We start from the raw sequence: 15,904 nt of genomic DNA, 5'->3' as shown, positions 1-15,904 counted from the left end.
CCGCCTCCCCGCGGTACGTACACGACTCTGCCAGCAATCACTGGCATTGTTGGGAGAGTAGAGCAGCTCCGTACTGATGGGTAGGGGTCGGGACGAGGAAAGTTACCGGCGGTACAACATAGGGTGCGGGTGTGGCCGAAGGACGCGAGCACCGCGAGTACCGCATGGAGGAACTGGCCGAGGAGGCCGGCATCACCGTGCGCACCCTGCGCTTCTACCGGGAGCGCGGGCTGATCCAGCCACCTCGCCGCGAGGGCCGCATCGCCTGGTACGACGACCACCACCTCGCCCGGCTGCGCACCATCACGGGCCTGCTGGACCGCGGCCACACCCTCAACGGCATCGCCGACCTCGCCGCCACCTTCGACAGCGGCCGCGATGTCGCCGAGGTGCTGGGCCTGGGCGAGCCGACCGAGGAGACCCCGGTCCGGCTCACCCCCGAGCAGCTCGCCGACTACTTCGGGGACCAGGCCACGGCGGAGAACCTCGCCGCGGCCCTGGACCTGGGCTATCTCGCGACCGACGGTGACGAGATCGTGCACATCAGCCGCCGCCTGCTGGAGGTGTCGGCCGAGCTCGTGCGGGAAGGGGTGCCGCTCTCCGCGGTGCTCTCCTCCGGCCGGCTGGTCCGTGAGCACGCCGACGCCCTCGCCGGACTCTTCGTCCGCGTCCTGCGCGCCCACGCCGCGGACACCGATCCGGACCAACTGCGCACGCTCGCCCACGCGGTGGCGGACGCGGAGCTGTCCATGGCCCTGGACCGGCGACTGCGCGACGAGGGCGCGCCCCAGCCGTAGCGCCCAGGACGCGCCCCATCGCGCGCCTCAGCGCTCAGGACAGGCCCCGCCCCCGCGCCTCAGCGCTCGTACGTGACCGTCACGGGCGCGTGGTCGCTCCACCGCCCGTCACGCGTGGCCGCCCGCTCCACCCAGGCCTTCACCGCCCGCGCCGCCAGGCCCGGGGTCGCCACGTGGAGGTCGATGCGCCAGCCCGCGTCGTTGTCGAAGGCCCGTCCACGGTAGGACCACCAGGAGTACGGCCCCTCCTCGTCCGGGTGCAGAGCGCGGACGACATCCACGTACGCCGCCTCGTCGAACACCCGGGTCAGCCACTCCCGCTCCTCGGGGAGGAAGCCGGAGTTCTTCTTGTTGGACCGCCAGTTCCTGAGGTCGGCCTCCCGGTGGGCGATGTTCCAGTCACCACAGACGACGACCTCGCGCCCCTCGGCGGCTGCCCGCTCCTTCAGCCCTTGGAGATAGGGGAGGAAGGCCGCCATGAAGCGCTCCTTCTCCTCCTGCTTCTCGGTGCCGGCCTCGCCGGAGGGCAGATACAGGCTGGCGACCGTCACGCCGGGCAGGTCCACCTCGACGTAGCGGCCGGAGGTGTCGAATTCCTCACTCCCCGGCACCTCGAATCCGCCGAACCCGACCTGGACGCGCTCCGGCGCATGCCGCGTGTAGACGGCGACCCCCGCGCGCCCCTTGGCCGCCGCCGGGGCGTACGCGGCGTGCCAGCCCTCGAGCTCACGCAGCTCTTCGGGGAGCTGCTGCGCTTCGGCACGGACTTCCTGGAGGCAGACCGCGTCGGCCTCGGTCTGCCCCAGCCACTCCACGAATCCCTTCTTCGCGGCAGCACGGAGCCCGTTCACATTTACCGTGGTAACAGTCAGCATCCCCGTACAGTACCGAGGGACGCTAGTGCATAGCTGTACCATGACTCGCATGAATATCCAGCCTCGGCCTTTCGACCACCCCGACGCCGTCAAACTCAACGACCAGGTGCAGCTCGAATACGCCGAGCGCTACGGCGAGGGGGGCGACATGACACCGCTCGACGCCGCCATGTTCGATCCGCCGCGCGGACTCTACCTGCTCGCCTACGACGACCGGGGCGAGCCCGTGGCCACCGGCGGCTGGCGCACGCAGGACCGGAACGCCGAGGGCTACTCCGACGGCGACGCCGAGATCAAGCGGATGTTCGTGATACCCGCAGGCCGCGGCCTCGGCCTCGCCCGTCGCATCCTCGCCGCCCTGGAGGCCGACGCCAGGGCCGCGGGACGCACCCGCATGGTCCTGGAGACCGGTAACAAGCAGCCCGAGGCGATCGCGCTGTACACCTCCAGCGGCTACACACCCTGCCCGAAGTTCGGCCACTACCGCCTGTACGAAAACAGCATCTGCATGGCCAAGCCGCTGGGGCAGCCCGTTCGTTAGGCCGCGTCCTTCAAGGTTCCGGCCGACGGACTCATGGACGGCAAACACGGCGTCACATGCATCCGGCCCGGCTCATCTCGCCGGGACATGCCGTCACCCTGCGGCATTGGCCGGCCTCGTCATTCCCTTTCAGGGAATTTTCGGGTTCTCCGTCGTCCCTCAATCGCCAGATTCGTCAGAGTGCCACTATTCGAGGTCTGAGCCAACGTTCATGAAGCCCGCAACCGTCCTTTCCCGTAGTCCTCTTCACATATGGCTGATTCCGTCGGTGTGGACCGCCGCCCTCGGCGCGTGGGGTCTGTCCCGGCAGAACAGTGTCTGGCGGGACGAGGCCGCGACCTGGCAGGTGGCTCAGCGCTCCACCGGCGACATCGTGCGCATGCTGGAGCATGTCGACGTCGTGCACGGGCTCTACTACCTGTTCATACATGGGCTCTTCGAGTGCTTCGGGCCCTCAACCACGATTCTGCGATTGCCTTCCGTCCTGGCCATAGCGGTGGGAGCCTCCTGTGTGGCACTCATCGGTCAGCGGCTGGCCGGGGCCTGGGGGGCGGGTCAGTGTTCGGAATGCTCCCGGCCGTGCAGTTCCACCTCCAGGAGGGCCGGCCCTACGCACTGGTCGCGGCCGGAGCCGGGATCACGACTCTGCTGCTCGTGACGGCACCGGAGAAGGTACTGGGTGGCATACAGCTGCGGTACCACTCAGTCAGCAGGGCAAGATCCGCGGCGCGACCTCGGAACTCCATCACGCACTCTCCATTCACTGAGTAGATCATTTTCTACGTGGATAGAGCCTTACGTAGATTCAATCTAACTTTGCAATCATGCTACGCAAGAGGTCAGGGTGCCGGTCGCATTCATTGACCCCGCCGTGGTCCCCCGTGAACCGGAACGTCACCCACACCCCGGTAGGGATCGGTCTGGGGCATCAACTGCCGTACACGGTCCAGTCACTCCTGCTCCCACCGGAATTCCGAGCGGCGTGGCTCTACCAGTGCTCGCGGCGCGGAGGAAGACCGGGCTCCGGGGCGGAGGCCGCTCGGCCGGCGTCACCGGGATCTCCTGGATCTGATTGGCGTGGACAGGATGGCCGGAGTCGCTCGTCACCACACGATTGCCGCGCCCGGCCTCGTACCTGCCACGACAGGCATCCTGGTCGCGGCGACGCGTCCAGACGCAAGTGCTGAACCACACTGCCGCCGAACACCGAAGAGCCCCTGCCGGATTTCCCCAGCAGGGGCTCTGAGTTGCGGTGGTGGACCTGTGGGGATTTGAACCCCAGACCCCCTCGATGCGAACGAGGTGCGCTACCAGACTGCGCCACAGGCCCTTGCAACGAGTGAAACTTTAGCACCCTCAACGGGGTGCTCGGAAATCCGCATCCCGCAGGTCAGGCGAGCCGGTCTCTCCCCGGGCTCACTCGTTGGCCGCTCGGGGCCGGTCCTCGTCGTCGTACTGGTCGAAGAGCGGGGTCCGGCCGCGGTCGCGGGTGCGCCGGGGCTGGTTGCCGCGGCGGCGTGGCGCGGGGTCCGCCTCGGATACGACGGGGTGCGAGGTGCCCGTGGGCTCGGCCGTGCTGGAGCGGGCCGCGCTCCAGGTCTCCGGGTCGCCGACCTCCACCCCGCCCGTGGCACGCGGGGCGACGGGGGCGGTGACGTAGGTCGGCAGCGGGACCGGGACCGGCTCCCAGCTGTCGCCCTGGGCCGGACCACGCTCGCGCTGCTGGTCGACCCACTCCGCGTGGTCCGTCTGCTCGACGAGGGCGCGACGGCCGGCCTCCTGCGGGGAGACGGTCGGAGTGGGGGCGGGGTGACGCCCTTCGGGCTCCTCGTCGGGCTCGGCGGGAGCCGTCGCAGCGGGCTGATGCCTGCGAGGGCGGTTCTCGCGGAGCCGCTGCGCGGCGACCTCGGCCCTGCGCCGGTCCATGGTGAAGACGAACCGGCGGCGCTCCTGGGCGCGCAGATGCACGATGTACGAGCTCAGCAGCACGGCCGGGACAGCGGGCGCCCACAGGAAGCGGAGCCCGCCGACGCCCGCGACGATCGCGCCGAGCGTGAACGCCAGGAACAGGACGGTGGTCGTACGCCGGCGGCGCGCCAGGACCTGCGAGCGCCGCCGGCGCTCGCGCTCGGTCTCCGCGCCGGAGGTACGCGGGCGCCGGGCCGGCGCCAGGCGCGCCTGTTCCGCGCGCGGGCGGTCCGCCGGAGGACCGGACGCCGGCCGCTCCGGGGTGTTCTGCGCCGGGTCGTTCAACCGGGCTTCGGTGTGTGCCGGGGGCGCGGAAAAGGCCCGGACGTCGACGGAATCCAATCGGTCCGTGACGGCATCCGGGTCCACGTCGCCAGGCGCCTCCCCGGCATCGCGCTCCTGCAGCTCCTTGGCGTACCGGCGCTCCATGGCCGCCCGTCCGGACAGCAGCCGGATGGCGGTGCTGAAGCGTTCCGTCGGTCGGGCTTCATTGAGCTCGTCCTGCCTGCGGAGCCACATCGGCACCAGGTAGGCGGCCCAGGCACCGACGATGACTGCGTAGATGAGGCCGCTACTGCTCACGCTCACACCGTAGAGGGGTTTGCACGGCAGCATCCGCCAATTGGCCCGGTGTGTCGCACGATCAGGCTGATATCACGGACTTTTTTTGCGATTCCTCGGATCAACACTCGACGCGAGCGGGTTCGACAGCAGTCACAGAGCGATCAATTTCGAACACTTATTTCATTTCCCCGGGTGTGCGCGGCGTACCCGGCCGCACCCTGCGCCAACGCCGGAGCAAACCGTCGGGCACCTCCTCCGCGGTGAGGGCGAAGATCAGGTGGTCCCGCCACGCGCCGTCGATGTGGAGATACCGTGGCCGCAATCCCTCCTCGCGGAATCCGAGTTTTTCCACGACTCTCCGGCTGGGGCCGTTCTCGGGCCGAATGCAGACCTCGATCCGGTGCAGTCCTACCGTGCGGAAACAGTGGTCGACGGCGAGCGCCACGGCTGTCGGCATGACGCCGCGGCCGGCCACGCCCTGGTCGACCCAGTAGCCGACATGGCCCGAGCACATCGAGCCCCAGGTGATCCCGGCCACCGTCAACTGCCCGACGAGACGGCCTTCGTACTCGATGGCGAAGGGGAGCATGCGGCCGGCGTTCGCCTCGGTGCGCAGGTGACGGATCATCTGGCGGTAGGTCGGGCGCCGGGCCACGGGGCCGCCGGGGGCCGGCGGCGGAACGGTCGCCTCCCAAGGCCGGAGCCAGTCACGGTTGCGGCGGTTGACCTCGCGCCACATGCGCTGGTCACGCAGCTTTATCGGACGGAGGGTGATCGCGCCGTCGGTCAGGATCACCGGCCAGGTCGGGACGTTCAGCTCGGGCTCCCCGGTCGGGGGTGGTCGCCGCCGCGCATCTGGTCGACGGCGTGCACCAGAAGCCTGCCCAGGACCGCGAGCCCGTCGCGTACGCCGCCGGTGGAGCCGGGCAGGTTCACGATGAGGGTGCCGCCCGTGATGCCCGCGAGGCCTCGGGAGAGTGCGGCCGTGGGGACCTTGTCCCGGCCCTCGGCGCGGATCGCCTCCGCGATGCCGGGGATCTCGCGGTCGATGACGCGGAGGGTGGCCTCGGGGGTCCGGTCGGTAGGCGAGACGCCCGTGCCTCCGGTGGTGACGATCACGTCGTAGCCGGCGGCAGCACCGGCGCGCAGGGCCGCCTCCACGGGGTCGCCGTCGGGAACGACCTGCGGGCCGTCGACGGCGAACCCGAGAGCGGCGAGCCCTTCGGCGACCAGCGGCCCGCCCCGGTCGGGGTAGACACCGGCCGAGGCGCGGTTGGAAGCGGTCACGACGAGGGCCGCGTACGGGGCGGTGAGGGCCCCGCCGAGCGCCGCCTGCTCGCTGTCGGGCGCGGTCATGCCTCCGCCTTCTCCGCTGCCGGGCGCCGGTAGTCGCCGGATTTGCCGCCCGACTTCGCCTCGACACGGACGTCCGTGATCACGGCGCTCTTGTCGACCGCCTTGATCATGTCGATGACCGTCAGGGCGGCGACCGAGACCGCGGTCAGGGCCTCCATCTCGACCCCTGTCCGGTCCGTCGTCTTCACCGTGGCCAGGATCTCCACCGCGTCGTCGGCGACGCTCAGGTCGACCTCGACACCGGAGACGGCGAGCGGATGGCACAGCGGGATCAGGTCCGGGGTGCGCTTGGCCCCCATGATCCCGGCGATGCGTGCCGTGGCGAGGGCGTCTCCCTTGGGAACCCCCTCGCCTCTGAGGAGTTCGACGACGCGTGGGGACACGAGCACCCGGCCGCTCGCCCGGGCGACGCGTGCCGTGACGTCCTTCTCCGACACATCGACCATGCGGGCCGCGCCCGCCTCGTCGATGTGCGTCAGCCTGTTCTGCGTACTCAACTCACTCCGCCTAGCGGTAGGGCGCCGGTTGCCCGCCCGGCCCGCACCGGAGCGCGGGCCGGAGGGTCCGGGGGGCTTCCCCCGGTAAGGCACAGCGCCTGACACCGTACCGCCACCGCGCCGAAGTCAGCGGAGGAGGATCACCTGGGTCTGCGTGCCGGGCTCGGCGGAGGTGACGTCCTCGGGCAGCACGATCAGGGCGTCCGCCTGGGCGAGGGCGGCGATCAGGTGGGATCCGGGACCGCCGACAGGGGTCACGGTGCCGGACTGCGCGTCGTACGTCCCCCGCAGGAACTGCCGCTTGCCGGCCGGCGAGGTGAGCGCCTTGTCGACGTCCAGCGAGGCCAGGACGGTCGGGCGGTGGACGTCGTCGAGGCCCATCAGGGCCCGGATCGCCGGCCGGACGAACAGCTCGAAGGAGACGTACGAGGAGACCGGATTGCCGGGCAGCGCCAGCAGCGGCGTGTGGTCGGGGCCGATCGCGCCGAAGCCCTGCGGCTTGCCCGGCTGCATGGCGAGCTTCCGGAAGTCGATGCCACTGCCGGGCTCGTCCTCGTCCCCCACCGAGGACAGGGCCTCCTTGACCACGTCGTACGCGCCGACGCTCACGCCACCGGTGGTGACGACGATGTCGGCGCGGATCAGCTGGTCCTCGATCGTGGCACGCAGTGTCTCCGCGTCGTCGGCCACCGCGGGGACACGGTAGGCGATGGCTCCGGCATCCCGGGCGGCGGCCGTCAGTGCGAAGCTGTTGGAGTCGTAGATCCGGCCGCCTGTCAGCTCCTCGCCCGGCTGCACGAGCTCACTGCCGGTGGAGAGCACGACGACGCGCGGGCGGGGCCGCACCTTCACCGTCGAGCGGCCGATCGCGGCGAGCAGCCCGATCTGCGCCGGTCCGACGACCGAGCCCGCGCGCAGCGCCAGGGCTCCGGGCTGGACGTCGCTCCCCCGGACCCGGACATGGGCCCCGGCTTCGACGGGCCGGTGGACCCGGACCTCGCCGCTCGCCCCCTCCGGGGCGTCGCTGTGGGCGCGCATGGCGTCGGCCGGGCCCCCGCCCGTACCGCCGTCGGTCCACTCGACCGGGACCACCGCCTCGGCGCCCGCGGGCAGCGGGGCGCCGGTCATGATGCGGGCGGCCTCACCGGGGCCGACCGACCGGCCGTCGGCCAGCCCGCCGTCGCCCGCCGCGACGTCGCCGACGACGGTGAGGACGGCGGGGAACTCCTCGCTGGCGCCCTCGACATCGGAGATCCGGACGGCGTACCCGTCCATCGAGCTGTTGTCGAAGGGCGGCAGCGCGACCTCGACCATGACGTCCTCGACCAGGACGCAGCCCTGGGCGTCGGGGAGTTGCAGCTCGATGGGTTCGAGCGGCCTCACCGCGGCGAGGATGTCGTCCAGGTGCTCGTCCACCGACCAGATCGTGCTGCTCAAGCTGTTACAACTCCTCGGTGACGTAACTGCGCAGCCAGGTCCGGAAGTCCGGGCCCAGGTCCTCACGTTCGCACGCGAGTCTGACAATGGCACGCAGGTAGTCGCCGCGGTCACCGGTGTCGTAGCGGCGCCCCTTGAAGACGACGCCGTGCACCGGACCGCCGATCTTCTCGTCCTCGGCCAGCAGTTGGAGTGCGTCGGTGAGCTGGATCTCGCCGCCGCGGCCCGGCTCGGTGTGGCGCAGTATGTCGAAGATCGCGGGGTCAAGCACATATCGGCCGATGACGGCGAGGCTGCTGGGCGCGTCGGCACGGTCGGGCTTCTCCACCAGGCCCGTGACCCGTACGACGTCGCCGTCACCGGTGGGCTCCGTGGCCGCACAGCCGTACATGTGGATCTGCGCCGGGTCGACCTCCATGAGCGCGACGACACTGCCGCCCTCGCGCTCCTGGATCTCGACCATGCGGGCGAGCAGCGGATCGCGCGGGTCGATCAGGTCGTCGCCCAGGAGGACGGCGAAGGGCTGGTCGCCGACGTGCGGCGCGGCGCACAGCACGGCGTGGCCGAGGCCGCGCGGGTCGCCCTGGCGGACGTAGTGCATGGTGGCGAGGTCGCTGGACTCCTGGACCTTGGAGAGCCGTTCGGCATCTCCCTTACGGGTGAGCGCGGACTCCAGCTCGTAGTTCCGGTCGAAGTGGTCCTCCAGGGGACGCTTGTTGCGACCGGTGATCATCAGTACGTCCGAGAGGCCTGCGGTGACCGCCTCCTCGACGACATACTGGATGGCGGGCTTGTCGACGACAGGCAGCATCTCCTTGGGAGTGGCCTTGGTGGCCGGCAGGAACCGGGTGCCGAGACCTGCAGCTGGGATGACAGCTTTGCTGATCCTGGGGCGCGACTGAGTCATGCGCAGAACTGTAACCGGTGCGTATGGGCGGAAGATGAGCGTCCGGTTAACTTTGAACTCATACAACCCGATAAACGAGGTTTGCGAGCACCCATTGAACGATGACATGTCCGGAAAGGCACTACTGCGGCGCGAACTCCTCGCCGCGCGAAGGCTCCTGTCCTCCGAGGACGTCAAGAGAGCCGCCGAGGTTCTCGCCGCCGCCGCATCGGCCCTCCCGGAGGTGGCCGGAGCCCGGACCGTGGCGGCCTACGTGTCCGTGGGACGCGAGCCCGGGACGCACGCGCTCCTGGACACGCTGCGTGCGCGGGGCGTACGGGTGTTGCTGCCGGTGCTCATGACGGACAACGACCTGGACTGGGCCGTGTACGAGGGGCCGGAACATCTCGTCCCCGCCGGGCGGGGACTGCTGGAGCCGGACGGTGTACGCCTGGGGCCCGGAGCGGTCCTCGGGGCCGGCGTGGTCCTGCTGCCCGGACTCGCCGTGGACCGGCGCGGGATGCGGCTGGGCCGCGGCGGGGGCAGCTACGACCGGGTGCTGGCGCGGCTTTCGGCGGCCGGAGCGGATCCCGCCCTCGTCGTCCTGCTGTACGACGACGAGGTGGTCGCGCAGGTTCCGGAGGAACCGCACGACCACCCCGTGGACGCCGTGGTCACGCCGGCCGGGGCGCGGCGCTTTCCACCCCGGGACCTCGCCTGAGCGCTGTCCGGCGAGGTCCCGGCGGGACAGCCCTTAAGGCTTCGTGAGCGTCAGGGTGTCGACCGTGGACCGCCCGACCGCGTCGGACTCGAAGGACCAGTCGAGCAGTTCCCCGTCGACCCACTTGTCGGTCTGATCGGTGTAGTGCGCGCTGAATGCGTGCCCGGAGGCGCCGGTGAGGTTGATCCAGCGGGACTTGTCCCACTCCCCCACGTTGACGACCATCCGCATCGACGGAACCCAGATCACGTCGTAGCCGCCCGCCGCGTTCCAGCCGGTGGCGTTGACCGCGGCCTCGCCGCCGCCGAGGTGCCACGGGCCCCGGTTGAGGGCCCGCTGCAGAAGGTCGGGGCCGTCGGTGCCGAGCGTCTGGTTGCGCAGGGTCAGCTGGTGCAGCCGGCCCCAGCTCCAGGTGTTGATGTCCTTGCCGAGCTCGGCGGTCAGCTCCCAGCGGGCGTCCTCCATGGCGCGGGCGAAGAGCTGGTCACGGTTCCCGATCGCCTCCTCGCGCCCCTGGGCGGGCACCTTCCACCACTCGTTGTCCGGGTCCTCGAGGATGGACTCGACGACCTCGTACCAGCGGTCTCCGCCGTCCGGCTGCGCCGTGTCGGGGTCACGCTGACCGCACTCCCGTACGCGCTTGGTCTGCTCGTCCACCGGTCCGGTGCTGGTGGCGGGCAGCACGCTGAGGCAGTCGCCCTTGGCGCGGAGCTCCTTGGGGAGCTTGTTGCCGAAGGCCAGCTTGAGGATGTTGCGCCAGACGGCGTTGAAGTACGCGGCGGCGGCGGAGTCGGGCTCCTGGACGTATTCCCAGCCCTCCAGCAGCTTCTGGGCCTCACGGACGCTCTTGTCGGAGATACCGATCTTCAACAGCTTCGGAACCAGCTCGGCGGCGATCACGCTCTGGTTGTCCATCTGCATCGTCTGCATGTCGTCGGTGGAGATCTTCTCGCCGCCGCCGATCTTCTGCTCGATGAGGTCGTTGATCCGCTGGCTGCGGGCGCCGTAGCCCCAGTCCTTGGTGAGCAGGTGGTCGTACTTCTCGATGACGGCCTGGTTGGCGGTGACGATGTAGCCGCGATCCGGGTTGTACTCGAACGGCAGCTCGGCGAACGGGACCGGCTTCTCCTCCCAGCCGTACTCCGACGTCCAGCCGGGACTCGGCATCCTGCCGTCACCCTTGACACGGACCGGGATCCTGCCGGGGGCCTGGTAGCCGATGTTGCCGTCGGTGTCCGCGTAGATGAGGTTCTGCGAAGGCACCTCGAAGTGCTCCGCGGCCGCCCGGAAGGTCTTGAAGTCCTTGGCCCGGTTGAGCTCGAAGACCGCGTCCATCGACCTGCCGGCCTCCAGTGCGGTCCACTTCAGCGCGACCGCGTAACCGTCGCCGCGGTCCGGGGCGGAGGCGGTGACGGGCGCCTTCTTGCCGACCTTCACCATCTCGCTGCTCCGGTCGGAGACCAGCGGCCCGTTGTTGGTCTCCCGGACCGTGATCTTCCGGCTCTTGCCGCCCGCGACCTTGATGGTCTCCTCACGGGTGACGAAGGGCTCGGTCTTGCCGTCGTACTGGTAGCCGTCGGCCGAGACCTTCTCCAGGAAGAGGTCGGTGACGTCCGCGCCCAGGTTGGTGAAGCCCCAGGCGATGTCCTTGTTGTGCCCGATGATCACCCCGGGCATCCCGGAGAACGTGTAACCGGCGGTGTCGTACCGGCAGGTCTCCGACACCTGACGGCAGTGCAGCCCCATCTGGTACCAGAGCGAGGGCAGCATGGGCGCCAGGTGCGGGTCGTTGGCCAGGAGCGGGTTGCCGGTGGTCGTGTGGTCCCCGGACACGACCCAGGAGTTCGATCCGATGCCGTTGCCGTTGGGGCCGAGCAGTGCCGGGATCTCGTCCAGGGTGTCGGAGAGCGCGGAGAGCTGGGTGTTCAGCCCTTCGGTCGCGCCCTCGGGGGTCTGCGCACCGATGCCGTCCGACGGTTCGGCGTCAGGCTCGAATGCGCCGGTGACCGGGGAGACCGCACCCTGTCCGACGATCGGGTCGTTCTTGTCGAACCGGTAGGCCGGATAGAGATCCTCGATCTGCTTCTTGCCGAGCCTGCTGGTCATCAGCGAGCGGTCGATCTCGTCCTGCATGTTCCCGCGCAGGTCCCAGGCCATCGCCTTCAGCCAGGCGACCGAGTCGACCGGGGTCCACTCGGTGGGCTTGTAGTCGTTGGTCAGACCGAGGGCCGCGTACTCGACGGAGATGTCCTTGCCGTCCTTGCCGTCCAGATACGCGTTCACCCCCTCCGCGTACGCCTGGAGGTTCTTCTTGGTGTCCTCGTCCAGGACCTCGTCGTACTCCTGCTGCGCGACCTTGCGCCAGCCCAGCGTGCGCAGGAAGGCGTCGGTCTCCACCTGGCCGGAGCCGAACATCTCGGAGAGCCGTCCCGAGGTCATGTGACGGCGGACGTCCATCTCCCAGAAGCGGTCCTGGGCCTGGACGAAGCCCTGCGCACGGAAGAGATCACTGTCGGAGTCCGCGTAGATCTGCGGGATCCCGTAACTGTCGCGTTTGACGTCGACGTCGCCGGCAAGACCCTTGAGCTCGATCGAACCGGTGGTCTGGGGGTACGAGGCCCGGACCGTGGATACGGACCAGAACGCGCCGTAACCGACACCCGCGACAAGCGCCAGCACCAGGACGATCACGAACAGGCGGGCGCGTCGCCCCTTCTTCCTGCCGGGCTTCTTCGCATCGGAAGAACCGGAAGGGGCGGTTGTGTTGGCGGGCATCGCTGTCCTTCGAGGGGCAGGGTGGTCCTGGGAGTGCAGGAGCAACCATAGGCGCCCCGCCGATGCCACTCGGACGCGGTATGGAGATGCGTCCATTTGCGTAGTCCTCGCACGAACACTCGACCGCGTCAAGGAAACGTTAAAGATTAGGTAAGGTAACGAAGTACTGGCCGCCGGAGGTCGATCCGGAAGGCGTACGCAGGGAAGGAACGGACCCTGACTGTCCACGCGCTCAACGAACTTCTGCTCGTCTGCTCGCTCGTCCTGCTGGTGGCCGTCGCGGCCGTACGCATCTCGTCCCGCAGCGGGCTCCCCAGCCTGCTCCTGTACCTCGGCATCGGGATCGCCATGGGGCAGGACGGCATCTTCGACGTCAAGTTCGACAACGCCGAGCTGACCCAGGTGATCGGTTATGCCGCCCTGGTGGTCATCCTGGCCGAGGGCGGACTGGGCACGAAGTGGAAGGAAGTCAGACCCGCGCTGCCGGCGGCTGCCATGCTGTCGACCGTCGGCGTGGGCATCAGCGTGGGCGTCACCGCGAGCGCGGCGCACTATCTCGTCGGCCTCGACTGGCAGCAGGCCCTGATCATCGGTGCCGTCGTCTCCTCCACCGACGCCGCAGCCGTCTTCTCCGTACTGCGCAAGGTCCCGCTCCCCTCCCGGATCACCGGTGTCCTGGAGGCCGAGTCCGGCTTCAACGACGCCCCCGTGGTCATCCTGGTGGTGGCGTTCTCCGCCGTCGGCCCGGTGGAGCACTGGTACGTACTCGTCGGCGAGATAGCCCTGGAGCTGGCCATCGGCGCGGCCATCGGTCTCGCGGTGGGCTGGCTCGGCTCCTTCGGACTGCGTCATGTGGCACTGCCCGCGTCCGGCCTCTACCCGATCGCCGTGATGGCCATCGCCGTGTCCGCGTACGCCGCGGGCGCCATGGCCCACGGCAGCGGCTTCCTGGCCGTCTACCTGGCCGCGATGGTCCTCGGCAACTCCAAGCTGCCGCACTGGCCGGCCACCCGGGGCTTCGCGGACGGGCTCGGCTGGCTGGCGCAGATCGGCATGTTCGTCCTGCTCGGCCTGCTGGTCACCCCGCACGACCTCGTCGGCGACTTCTGGCCCGCCGTGGCCGTGGGGCTGGTCCTGACAGCGGTCGCGCGCCCGCTGTCGGTCTTCATCAGCCTGGCGCCGTTCACCCTGCCGCGGCGCGAGAAGGCCCTCATGTCCTGGGCGGGGCTGCGCGGCGCCGTCCCCATCGTCCTGGCGACCATTCCCATGGTGTCCGGGATCGAGGGCAGCACCCGGGTCTTCAACATCGTCTTCGTGCTCGTCATCGTCTACACGCTGATCCAGGGGCCCACCCTGCCCTGGCTCGCGAGGGCTCTGAAGATCTCGGACGACCCGTCCGAGACCGCGGACCTGGGCATCGAGTCGGCGCCCCTGGAACGGCTGCGCGGGCATCTGCTGTCCGTCGCCATCCCCGGGAGGTCGAAGATGCACGGCGTGGAGGTCGCCGAGCTGCGGCTGCCCTCCGGGGCAGCCGTCACCCTCGTCGTACGGGACGGGAAGAGCTTCGTCCCCGCCCCGTCCACCGTGCTCCGGCGTGGGGACGAGCTGCTGGTGGTCGCGACCGACCCGGTGCGTGACGCCGCGGAGGCGCGCCTGCGGTCGGTCGGCGAGGGAGGCAAGCTGGCAGGCTGGCTGGGGACGGGCGGCGGAGGCCGTCAGGACGACGGCTCACCGGACGCGCCGCACGTGATGAAGCTGGCCAAGAAGCTGAGCAGGGGCGGCGAGGGACGGCCGGGCGGTACGTCGGGGCGCGCGTCCCGGGGCGCGTCGGGCGGCAGGAAGGCGCACCACTGATCAAAGGTGGTGACGGGCATCTCGGACGCCATCACAGGCGCACCGGACCTGGGGTCTGTAACATGAAGGACTTATCCACATGATCCATCTGTTTTGATTTTGATCGACCAACTCTGTCTGATGCAGAGCTGGCGCGACCGTATGGCGGTCGTGGCGTCCTTTCGCCTCTGCGGCGAGCGCCCGGCATCTACCGCAGTTCCGCGCGAAGAGGACAGCTCTCGGCAGCTCCCGCCCGAGCCCGCACCCCGGTGCGGCGGCCCGCACGGGAGCACGGCCACCAGGCGGCAGAAAGGCAAGGACCGTGGCGTCCACGGTCTCCGACCGCCCCGGTTACGGGCAGTTGCTGCGCACCCCCGGTGCGTGGACCTTCCTCCTTCCGGGCTTCGCCGCCCGGCAGCCCTTCGCGATGCTGACCATCGGCATCGTGCTCCTGGTGCAGCACACCACCGGCTCGTACGGCAGCGCGGGCGCCGTGGCGGCCGTGTCCGGTGTCTCGATGGCACTGTTCGCCCCGCAGAGCGGCAGGCTCGCCGACCGCTTCGGCCAGCGCTCCGTCCTCGTGCCCGGCGTCCTGGCGCACGCCACCTCCGTCGGCGCACTCACGGCGCTCGCCCTGGCGGACGCGCCCCTGTGGGTGCTGTTCCTGGCGGCGGTACCCACCGGCGCCTCCATCCCGCAGATCGGGCCGATGGTGCGGGCCCGCTGGGCGGCCGCGCTCGGCGCCGCTCCGGGGCGGCCGGCCTCCCCGCTGATGGCCACGGCCGCCGCCTTCGAGTCCGTGACGGACGAGTTCACCTTCGTCGTAGGACCCGTGCTCGCGACGGCCCTGTGCACCGGCGTGCACCCGGCGGCCGGCCTGATCGCCGAGGCGGTGCTGACGCTCGTCGGCGGCCTCCTGTTCGCCGCCCAGCGCGCCACCCAGCCCGCCACCCGGAGCGCCGCGACCGCCGCCGAGCCGCACCGCTCGGCGCTCTCCGTGCCGGGCGTCCGCGTCCTGGCGGTCACCTTCCTCGGCATCGGTGCCGTCTTCGGCGGCATGCAGGTCTCCCTGACCGCGTTCTCCGAGGAGATCGGCCGGCCCGGCGTGAACGGGCTGCTGTACGGGATCTTCGCGGCCGGCAACATGCTGGCCGGGGTCGCCTGCGGAGCCATCGCCTGGAAGAGCGGCCCGCGCCGCCGCCTGATCGTCGGGTACGTGGCCCTGACGCTGACCGCGTCCGGTCTCTGGGCGGTGCACTCCGTGCCGCTGCTGGCCGGCCTGGGCCTGCTGGTCGGACTCTGCATCGCACCGGCTCTGATCAGCGGCTACACGCTGGTCGAGGCCCTGGTCCCGGCGTCCGCCCGGACCGAGGCCTTCACCTGGCTGACGGGCGCGGTGGCCCTGGGCCAGGCGGCCGCCGTCACGGTGGCCGGACAGCTCGCCGACGCCCACGGAGCGAGCACCGGTTTCGTGGTGCCGATGATCGGCACGGCGCTGGCCCTGGTGACCCTGCTGGCCCTGCGCTCGCGGCTGATACCGAGGCACCGGGGACGGACGGTGGCACGTGGGATCGGTCACCGCGAGCCGGTCACGGTGGACTGATGGCTCGGAATACGTCAGTATGGAACGTCGTTAGCACTCATTGAGTGAGAG

13 protein-coding genes, 1 tRNA gene and 1 pseudogene are annotated in these 15,904 nt (G+C 70.1%); 6 read left to right on the top strand and 9 right to left on the bottom strand.

Annotation, left to right across the window (positions count from 1 at the left end; all coding sequences use genetic code 11):
* Positions 1–164: 164 nt before the first annotated feature.
* Positions 165–797, top strand: coding sequence for a MerR family transcriptional regulator (locus tag AB0F38_RS15820; RefSeq protein WP_361892932.1), 633 nt, complete (start codon positions 165–167; stop codon positions 795–797).
* Between the two features lie 59 nt (positions 798–856).
* Here AB0F38_RS15820 and AB0F38_RS15815 read toward each other — a convergent pair whose 3' ends face one another.
* Positions 857–1,672: an exodeoxyribonuclease III gene (locus tag AB0F38_RS15815; protein WP_361892545.1), complete on the bottom strand. Its 816-nt coding sequence runs from the start codon at positions 1,670–1,672 to the stop codon at positions 857–859.
* Positions 1,673–1,721: 49 nt separating this feature from the next.
* On the opposite strand from AB0F38_RS15815, the gene AB0F38_RS15810 reads away from it, so the two are divergent.
* Positions 1,722–2,213, top strand: a complete 492-nt coding sequence (locus AB0F38_RS15810) for a GNAT family N-acetyltransferase (RefSeq protein WP_361892542.1) — start codon at positions 1,722–1,724, stop codon at positions 2,211–2,213.
* 211 nt (positions 2,214–2,424) lie between these two features.
* Positions 2,425–2,873 (top strand): annotated as a pseudogene (locus tag AB0F38_RS15805) (hypothetical protein); the annotation flags it as partial.
* 593 nt (positions 2,874–3,466) lie between these two features.
* Here AB0F38_RS15805 and AB0F38_RS15800 read toward each other — a convergent pair.
* The 7 genes from AB0F38_RS15800 to galU form a co-directional block, all read right to left on the bottom strand.
* A tRNA-Ala gene (locus tag AB0F38_RS15800) sits at positions 3,467–3,543 on the bottom strand.
* Between the two features lie 86 nt (positions 3,544–3,629).
* Positions 3,630–4,796, bottom strand: a complete 1,167-nt coding sequence (gene glpR, locus AB0F38_RS15795) for a gephyrin-like molybdotransferase receptor GlpR (protein ID WP_361892539.1) — start codon at positions 4,794–4,796, stop codon at positions 3,630–3,632.
* Between the two features lie 124 nt (positions 4,797–4,920).
* Entirely contained in the window at positions 4,921–5,541 is a 621-nt protein-coding gene (locus AB0F38_RS15790) for a GNAT family protein (protein ID WP_361892536.1), read from the bottom strand.
* Positions 5,542–5,558: 17 nt separating this feature from the next.
* Positions 5,559–6,101, bottom strand: a complete 543-nt coding sequence (locus AB0F38_RS15785; protein ID WP_361892533.1) for a MogA/MoaB family molybdenum cofactor biosynthesis protein — start codon at positions 6,099–6,101, stop codon at positions 5,559–5,561.
* Positions 6,098–6,598: a cyclic pyranopterin monophosphate synthase MoaC gene (gene moaC / locus AB0F38_RS15780; protein WP_361892530.1), complete on the bottom strand. Its 501-nt coding sequence runs from the start codon at positions 6,596–6,598 to the stop codon at positions 6,098–6,100. Before moaC ends, AB0F38_RS15785 begins: the two co-directional genes overlap by 4 nt.
* Positions 6,599–6,724: 126 nt before the next feature.
* Positions 6,725–8,035 carry a gephyrin-like molybdotransferase Glp gene (gene glp / locus AB0F38_RS15775; RefSeq protein ID WP_361892527.1) on the bottom strand — a complete coding sequence of 437 codons (1,311 nt, stop codon included), beginning with the start codon at positions 8,033–8,035 and terminating at the stop codon, positions 6,725–6,727.
* A 4-nt stretch (positions 8,036–8,039) separates the two neighbouring features.
* Positions 8,040–8,942: a UTP--glucose-1-phosphate uridylyltransferase GalU gene (gene galU / locus AB0F38_RS15770; RefSeq protein ID WP_361892524.1), complete on the bottom strand. Its 903-nt coding sequence runs from the start codon at positions 8,940–8,942 to the stop codon at positions 8,040–8,042.
* Positions 8,943–9,048: 106 nt separating this feature from the next.
* Here galU and AB0F38_RS15765 point away from each other — a divergent pair, with 106 nt between their 5' ends.
* Positions 9,049–9,642: a 5-formyltetrahydrofolate cyclo-ligase gene (locus AB0F38_RS15765; protein WP_361892521.1), complete on the top strand. Its 594-nt coding sequence runs from the start codon at positions 9,049–9,051 to the stop codon at positions 9,640–9,642.
* Between the two features lie 33 nt (positions 9,643–9,675).
* Here AB0F38_RS15765 and AB0F38_RS15760 read toward each other — a convergent pair whose 3' ends face one another.
* Positions 9,676–12,417 carry a penicillin acylase family protein gene (locus AB0F38_RS15760; protein WP_361892518.1) on the bottom strand — a complete coding sequence of 914 codons (2,742 nt, stop codon included), beginning with the start codon at positions 12,415–12,417 and terminating at the stop codon, positions 9,676–9,678.
* Between the two features lie 243 nt (positions 12,418–12,660).
* On the opposite strand from AB0F38_RS15760, the gene AB0F38_RS15755 reads away from it, so the two are divergent.
* Positions 12,661–14,271, top strand: a complete 1,611-nt coding sequence (locus AB0F38_RS15755; protein ID WP_361892929.1) for a potassium/proton antiporter — start codon at positions 12,661–12,663, stop codon at positions 14,269–14,271.
* A 301-nt stretch (positions 14,272–14,572) separates the two neighbouring features.
* A complete protein-coding gene (locus AB0F38_RS15750; RefSeq protein ID WP_361892515.1) occupies positions 14,573–15,853 on the top strand; it encodes an MFS transporter in 1,281 nt (426 codons plus the stop codon).
* Positions 15,854–15,904 lie beyond the last annotated feature (51 nt).

The organism is Streptomyces sp. NPDC025273 (assembly GCF_040638585.1).
Classification (GTDB): Bacteria; Actinomycetota; Actinomycetes; order Streptomycetales; family Streptomycetaceae; genus Streptomyces; species Streptomyces cinereorectus.
Note: the sequence above shows the minus strand (reverse complement) of the source record. Positions and strands in the feature narration are given on the sequence as shown.

Bases quoted from the DNA above. Each gene is read 5' to 3' on its own strand.
- AB0F38_RS15820 (WP_361892932.1), top strand. From the start codon at position 165: ATGGAGGAACTGGCCGAGGAGGCCGGCATCACCGTGCGCACCCTGCGC.
- AB0F38_RS15815 (WP_361892545.1), bottom strand. From the start codon at position 1,672: ATGCTGACTGTTACCACGGTAAATGTGAACGGGCTCCGTGCTGCCGCG.
- AB0F38_RS15810 (WP_361892542.1), top strand. From the start codon at position 1,722: ATGAATATCCAGCCTCGGCCTTTCGACCACCCCGACGCCGTCAAACTC.
- glpR (WP_361892539.1), bottom strand. From the start codon at position 4,796: ATGCTGCCGTGCAAACCCCTCTACGGTGTGAGCGTGAGCAGTAGCGGC.
- AB0F38_RS15785 (WP_361892533.1), bottom strand. From the start codon at position 6,101: ATGACCGCGCCCGACAGCGAGCAGGCGGCGCTCGGCGGGGCCCTCACC.
- galU (WP_361892524.1), bottom strand. From the start codon at position 8,942: ATGACTCAGTCGCGCCCCAGGATCAGCAAAGCTGTCATCCCAGCTGCA.
- AB0F38_RS15765 (WP_361892521.1), top strand. From the start codon at position 9,049: ATGTCCGGAAAGGCACTACTGCGGCGCGAACTCCTCGCCGCGCGAAGG.
- AB0F38_RS15760 (WP_361892518.1), bottom strand. From the start codon at position 12,417: ATGCCCGCCAACACAACCGCCCCTTCCGGTTCTTCCGATGCGAAGAAG.